The organism is Achromobacter sp. RT286_PF (assembly GCF_059760425.1).
In genome coordinates this window covers 110879-117533 of record NZ_JCBAMR010000017.1, presented here as the reverse complement: position 1 = coordinate 117533, position 6655 = coordinate 110879, and the positions used below count along the sequence as shown (strand labels likewise).

Sequence of the window (6655 nt, the reverse complement as noted above, 5' to 3'; positions counted from 1 at the left end):
GTGGGGAGGGGGAGGGGGGGCGTAGGCGGCGGGGGGGGGGGCGGACGATGCGGCAGGGGCGGGGGGCGACGATGCGGGCGAATACGGGGCGGGTATCGCGGGGGGTATCGCGGCGGAAGTCGCAGCGGGCGGCGACGCGGCAGCCATCGGCGTGGCGTGCGTCGGCGCGCCTGGACGGGCGGGTGCCAAGGCGGGCAGCTCGACGCGGGTCGCGGCGCCTACCAGCGGGGTGACCGGCGTGGAAACCGGTTGCGAAGCAACAGGTTGCGCGGCCGACGATTGCGCAGTCGCGGGTTGCAGCGGCGTGGGATACGACGCCACCAACGGCATCGCTGCCGAACTCGCCTCAGCGGGCGAGCCTTCTTCTTCCGGCTGCGCCGACGACGCAAATGCCGATTGATACGCGGCAATCGAACGCGACGGGGTCGTGTAGCCGGGTTGCGGCATGGCGGGCGGCGCCGCCGTGTAGGGGCGCGCTTCTTGCCGCTCGGGCGCGGCGCCATAAGCTGCGGGGGGCTGCGCGCCATAAGGTGCAGCGGGCTGCGCGCCATAAGCTGCGGGGGACTGCGCGCCATAAGGTGCAGCGGGCTGCGCGCCATAAGGTGCGGCGGGCTGCGCGCCATAAGGTGCGGCGGGCTGCGCGCCGTAAGGTGCAGTGGGCTGCGCGCCGTAGGGTGAGACCGCCGGCCCCTGCGGACGCGAATCCGAAGGCGCGGCAGCCGCCGCTCCGGACGCCCCAGCGTGCGACGACATATCGCGTTGCGGCGTGTCCGACGCAGAATCCTCGAACGCGCCGTCCAACGTGGCCAGCACTTCCACCCCGCCGTCCACGCTGCGGTTCGATACGATCAGCGCGTCCGGCCCCAGGGCCAGGCGCACCTGGCGCATCACGTCACGGCTGTTGGCGCCTACAAAGCGGCTTATCTTCATTACCCATTACTCCCGCCGATCAGCGCGGTCACGCGGACCATGCGCTCATCCGGTATTTCCGTATTCGACAACACGCCCAGCTGCGGCAAATGGTGGCGCAGGAAGCGCGACAGCGGCGCGCGCAAGACTGGCGACACCAGCAGCACCGGCGCATTGCCCTGCGCTTCCTGGCGCTCGACCGCCGCCTGCGTTTCGCGCAGCAGCGTGTCGGCCAGGCCGGGCTCCAGGCCGCCGCTGGTCGTCATTGCCTGCGACAGCACGCGTTCCAGCTTCACGTCCAGCCCAATGACCCGCAACTCGCCTTCGCCCGGGAACCACTGCTGCGTAATCGCGCGGCCGAGCGAGCGGCGCGTCAGCATAATCAATTCGTTGATGTCGGGTTGACCGCCCGTGGCGGCCGCCTGCGCCGCCAGGCGCGGGCCGTGCTCGGACAGCGTATCGATAATGGTGCGCATGTCGCGGATCGGCACTTCTTCCGACAGCAAGCCCTGCAGCACCTTCTGCAACGCCGTCAGCGACAGCGTCTTGGGCACCAAGTCTTCCACCAGCTTGGGCGCGTCGCGGCCGATGCGGTCCAGCAACTGCTGCACTTCCTGGCGGCCCAGCAGGTTCGAACCATGGCGGTGCATCAGGTGATTCAAGTGCGTGGCCACCACCGTGCCCGCGTCCACCACCGTGTAACCGGCCACCTGCGCCTGATCGCGCAAGCCCCCGTCGATCCACAGCGCCGGCAAGCCGAACGCCGGATCGGTGGTGGGCGTGCCCTTGATCTGGATGGTGACGCCGCCCGGGTCGATGGCCAGCCACTGGCCCGGCATCGCCACGCCATGGCCCACCTCCACACCGGACAGCAAGATGCGGTAATCGTTGGGCTTCAGTTCCAGGTTGTCGCGAATGTGCACGACAGGCGGCAAGAAGCCCACGTCCTGCGCAAACTTCTTGCGCAGGCTGCGGATGCGATGCAACAGCTCGCCGTTCTGCGCGTGGTCCACCAGCGGGATCAGGCGATAGCCCACTTCCAGCCCCAGCTGGTCCACCATGGAAACGTCGTCCCAACTGGCTTCGGCGGCTGCCGCCTGCGCTTGTGTGATCGCGGCCGGCGGCACCACTTCCGCGGCCTGCGCAGCAGCCAGGCGCCGCTTGTGCAAGGCCCAGCCACCGTAGCCCAGCGCGGCGGCCAGCGTCAGGAACGCCACATGGGGCATGTTGGGGATCAGGCCCATGATGCCGATGATGCCGGCCGTCAGGAACAGCACGGCCGGGTTCGAGAACAGCTGGCTCATGATCTGCTGGCCAACGTCCTGGTCGGTCGACACGCGCGACACCACCACACCGGCCGCCGTCGAAATCACCAGCGCCGGAATCTGCGCGACCAGGCCGTCACCGATGGTCAACAGCGTGTAGACGCGGCCCGACTCGGCCATCGACATATCGTGCTGGGCCACGCCCACGATCAGGCCGCCGATCACGTTGATCACCATGATCAGCAGGCCCGCAATCGCGTCACCGCGCACGAACTTGCTGGCGCCGTCCATCGAGCCGAAGAAGTCGGATTCCTGGGACACTTCGGCGCGGCGCTTGCGCGCTTCGTCTTCGCCGATCAGGCCCGCGTTCAGGTCGGCGTCGATGGCCATCTGCTTGCCGGGCATCGCGTCCAGGGTAAAGCGCGCGCCCACTTCGGCAATCCGGCCCGCACCCTTGGTGATAACGATGAAGTTGATGATGGTCAGGATCACGAACACGATGATCCCGACCGCAAAGTTGCCGCCCACCAGGAAGTGGCCAAACGCCTCGATCACCTTGCCCGCCGCGTCGGGGCCGGTGTGGCCGTGCAGCAGCACGACGCGGGTGGACGCCACGTTCAGCGACAGGCGCAGCAACGTTGCAAACAGCAGCACGGCCGGAAAGGCGGCAAAGTCCAGCGGCTTGCGCGTGAACATGGCCACCAGCAGGATCATTACCGACAGCGCAATGTTGAAGGTGAACAGCAGGTCGAGCAGGAACGTGGGCAGGGGCAGCACCATCATGCCCAGCACCATCACGATCAGGATCGGGCCAGCCAGAAGCCGCGCATGGCCGGCCCCGCTACTCTTCAACATGGTGAGCAAAGCGCTCATACCTTAGACTCCTTGTGCTGCGGTTTTTGCTTGCGGGTCCAGCTCGGCGGGCACGGCCAGGCGGGTCGGGGCCGTCGGTTGGACGCCCCATCCCGACCGCCACGAACGCAGCTGGAAGACCCACGCCAGCACTTCCGCCACCGCGGTATATAGCTCGGCCGGGATTTCCTTACCCAGGTCGACGTGTTGATGCAATGCGCGCGCCAACGGCGGCGCTTCCAATGTGGGAATGCGGTTTTCGGCAGCCAGTTCGCGGATCTTGGCCGCGATCAGGCCGGTGCCCTTGGCGATCACGCGCGGGGCGCCGCTTTTGTCCTCGTCATACTTGAGCGCCACGGCGTAGTGGGTCGGGTTGGTCACGACCACATCCGCCTTGGGCACTTCCGACATCATCCGGCGCCGCGCCGCCTGGCGCTGCTGCTGCCGGATACGCGCCTTCACGTGCGGATCGCCTTCGCTTTCCTTGTGTTCCTGGCGCACATCCTCCTTGGACATGCGCAGCTTTTTCAAATGGCTCCAGATCTGCCATGGCACATCCAGCAGCACAATCACCAGCAGCGAGGACACGATCAACGCGCAGCAGATCGCCACCAGCGACAGCGCCTTGATCAGCGCGGCCGACGGGGCCACGTGCATCAGGCCCAGCATGTCGTCGTGGTAGCGCCAGATGACCCAGACGGCCACACCACCCACCAGCAACGCCTTGGCCAGCGCCTTGATCAGTTCCACCACCGTCTGCGACGAGAACATCCGCTTCAGGCCGGCGAACAGGCTCAGCTTCGAAAAATTGGCTTGCAGCGGCTTGCCGGAAATCACGATACCGCCCAGCAACACGCTGGACAGCACGGCCACCACCGCCAGCACGCCGAATACGGGCAGCAAGGCGGTCAGGGCGTGGCCGAAGCCGATCACGGCCTGCTCCACCATCACGCCCGGGTCCGTCACGATGCGCTGGTCGAAGGCCAGGCCGTTGTGCAGCACGCCGCTCATGCCCTGGTACAGCGAGCCGCCCAGCGCCCAGATCACCCCGACACCGGCGGCCAGCATCATGAACGTTCCCAGTTCGCGGGAACGCGCAATCTGCCCCTCCTCGCGCGCCTTTTCCAGGCGCCTGGGAGAGGCTGCTTCTGATTTCTCGAGGTCGCTTTCTTCAGCCATGCTCTGCGGTGTCGTTGCGGCTCGCGGATTTTCGGATTACGAGCCGCCCGCCGAGATTCTAGGATCGCCCGGGGTTGGGCGATAAGCCAAGAAGCGGGAAGAAAGCGGCGCTATTCGCCGTTGCGCCCAATGGCGGGCGCGCGGCCCCCGTCCAGCGCTGCCTGGAAGCGCACGTAGTCCAGCCCGATACGGACGGCGCCCCAGTGTTCCGACCCCAGATAAAGCGGGACGGAAATGTCGTTGACGATCTCGCCGGTATCCCGAGAATAGGTCTGGAACAGCATCGCGCCGGTATTGGCCGCCAGCCGCGCGCCCACCGGATCGTCAAAGATGCGCTTGTGCCGCGACCGCGCGATGTCCTGCTGCGGGTCGCCCGTGGGCGGATGCGAAAAGCGCCCGTTGTGAGCCGGCGCATAGCCGCGCGCATCCACCACCAGCGTGTAGATGCCGCCCGGCACGGCGTCCAGCACCTCGTCCAGCAACTGCGTCAAGGCGTCGTCGATGGCCCGGTCGTAACGCGTGTGGTAGCGCGGCGGCTCGCTGCCCGCGATGCGCTGGTAATGGCGGTCGAACACATCCACGCCCCGGCGCCGGGCGTCGTCCAGCAAGCGCGTGGCCGCATCGCGGAAACTCTCGACCGCCTCGCACAGCTGGTCAAAGGCGGTACGGCCGGTGCGCACGTCCGCCAGCACTTCCTGCACGCTTTCCGTCTGCCGGCGGATGCGGTCGATCTCGTCCGACATGCTGCCCACCCGGCCCAGCACATCGGCGCTCAAGGCGGCGATGCGGCTCACTTCCTGGCTCATGCCGTGGTTGGTGGCGTCGACGTCGCCGATGGCCTGCACAACTTCGTTCACTTGCAGGTTCATGCTGCCGAAATCACGCACGAAGCGTTCGAAGTCGGTGCAGGTGCGGTCCAGCACCGCGCCGGACGCGTCCACATCTTCGCGCAGCGTGCCGGTTTGGCGCTGGGTGGTGTCCACCAGGTCCAGCATTTCAACCGTATGTCGGCCAATATCGTTGGTGGCGGCGTTCACGCGCTCGGCCAGCCGCCCCACTTCGCTGGCCACCACCGCAAAGCCCCGCCCCGCATCCCCTGCCCTGGCCGCTTCCACGCCCGCATTCAAGGCCAGCAGCTGCGTTTGCAGGGCAATGTCCTTGATGAGCTTGCTGATGTCAGCGACCGAACGCGCGCGCAGGGTCAGCTGACCCACTACTTCGGTAAACGCGGCCATCTCGCGCGTCATGCGGTCGACCCGGGATTTGACGTCGGACAGCTCGGACAGCGCCGCTTCGGCCGCATGCAGGTTCTTGCCGGATACGTCGGCAATCTGGCGTGCATGTTCGGATGTGGATGCGGACAACGCGGCAATCTGCGCGCCGCTGTCCGCCAGCGCACCCGCCGCCCGCGCCTGCTCTTGCGCCAAGACCGAACAGCGCCCCGCCTGGTATTGCGTGCGGGCCGCGTTCAACGCGATTTCAATGCTGGATTGCCTGACGGTGACCACGCGCCCGCGCATGCGCGACAGGAAACGATGCAGGGGAAATACCGCGGGACTTAAGGAAAAGGTGCGTTCCGACAGCGTGCCGTCGCCCCGGTTCAAGCGGCGTAAAAGTGCCCACATGCCGCCGAGGCGGAATACGGATCTGGCCATGATGGACCTCCTTGTGCTGGCCCGGACCGCCTTCTGTGGGCGTCCGTTGCCTGGCGCGCGGCGCGCGCCTTGTCTCGTACTGCAAGGCCCCCCTGCTTATTCTTCTATGCACGCGCCGCCGGCGGCCAGGCCGGGCGGCGCGATGGGTCGATCAGAACCCCAGGCTGGCCAGCAGGTCGTCGACCTGGTCCTGGCTGGTCACCACATCGGTCTTGCCCTGCGGACTGATCTGCGGACCGTTCAACAGGCTGTTGGCCTCGTCGCGGCGTTCCTGCGGCACATTGTCCAGCAACACCTGCAACAGCTCGCGCTCAATCGCGCCGACCACGTCCATCATGCGCATGATGACCTGACCCGTCAGGTCCTGGAAATCCTGCGCCATGATGATTTCCATCAGCTTGGACTGGGTCTGCTGCGTCTGCTTGGGCACGTCCGCCAGGAAGGCGCGCGTGTCCTTGACCAGTTCACGCGCTTCGGGCATTTCCAGCGGCTGGTCGTACCATTGCTGCCAGCGGCTATCCAGCGCCTGCGCCGAACGCGACATGCCGTCCTGGATGGGGCCGGCCTGCTCGGTAGCGTTCAGCACGCGGTTGGCGGCCTGCTCGGTCATCTGCGCCACGTAGCGCAAGCGATCGCGCGCATCGGGGATGGCGTTGGCGGCGTCTTTGATGGCCTGATCCAGCCCAAGCTCGCGCATGCTGTCGCGCAACATACGCGTCAACGAGGCGATCCGATGAATCAGGTCAGGATTTTCCCCAGCGGGTTCTACATGTTCCGTTGTGCTCATTGCACACC

4 protein-coding genes and 1 pseudogene are annotated in these 6655 nt (G+C 66.7%); all 5 read right to left on the bottom strand.

Going from position 1 to position 6655, the window contains the following annotated elements:
* Window positions 1-930: pseudogene (locus tag AC6LJY_RS15500) on the bottom strand (flagellar biosynthesis protein FlhF); the annotation flags it as partial.
* Entirely contained in the window at window positions 930-3047 is a 2118-nt protein-coding gene (flhA, locus tag AC6LJY_RS15495) for a flagellar biosynthesis protein FlhA (protein WP_046806443.1), read from the bottom strand. The gene flhA and the pseudogene AC6LJY_RS15500, both read right to left, overlap by 1 nt.
* 3 nt (window positions 3048-3050) lie before the next feature.
* Window positions 3051-4205, bottom strand: a complete 1155-nt coding sequence (flhB, locus tag AC6LJY_RS15490) for a flagellar biosynthesis protein FlhB (RefSeq protein ID WP_046806442.1) — start codon at window positions 4203-4205, stop codon at window positions 3051-3053.
* 110 nt (window positions 4206-4315) lie between these two features.
* A complete protein-coding gene (locus tag AC6LJY_RS15485; RefSeq protein ID WP_370512769.1) occupies window positions 4316-5860 on the bottom strand; it encodes a methyl-accepting chemotaxis protein in 1545 nt (514 codons plus the stop codon).
* 151 nt (window positions 5861-6011) lie between these two features.
* On the bottom strand, window positions 6012-6647 hold the full coding sequence (gene cheZ / locus AC6LJY_RS15480) for a protein phosphatase CheZ (RefSeq protein WP_006219034.1): 636 nt from the start codon (window positions 6645-6647) through the stop codon (window positions 6012-6014).
* Window positions 6648-6655: the final 8 nt, after the last annotated feature.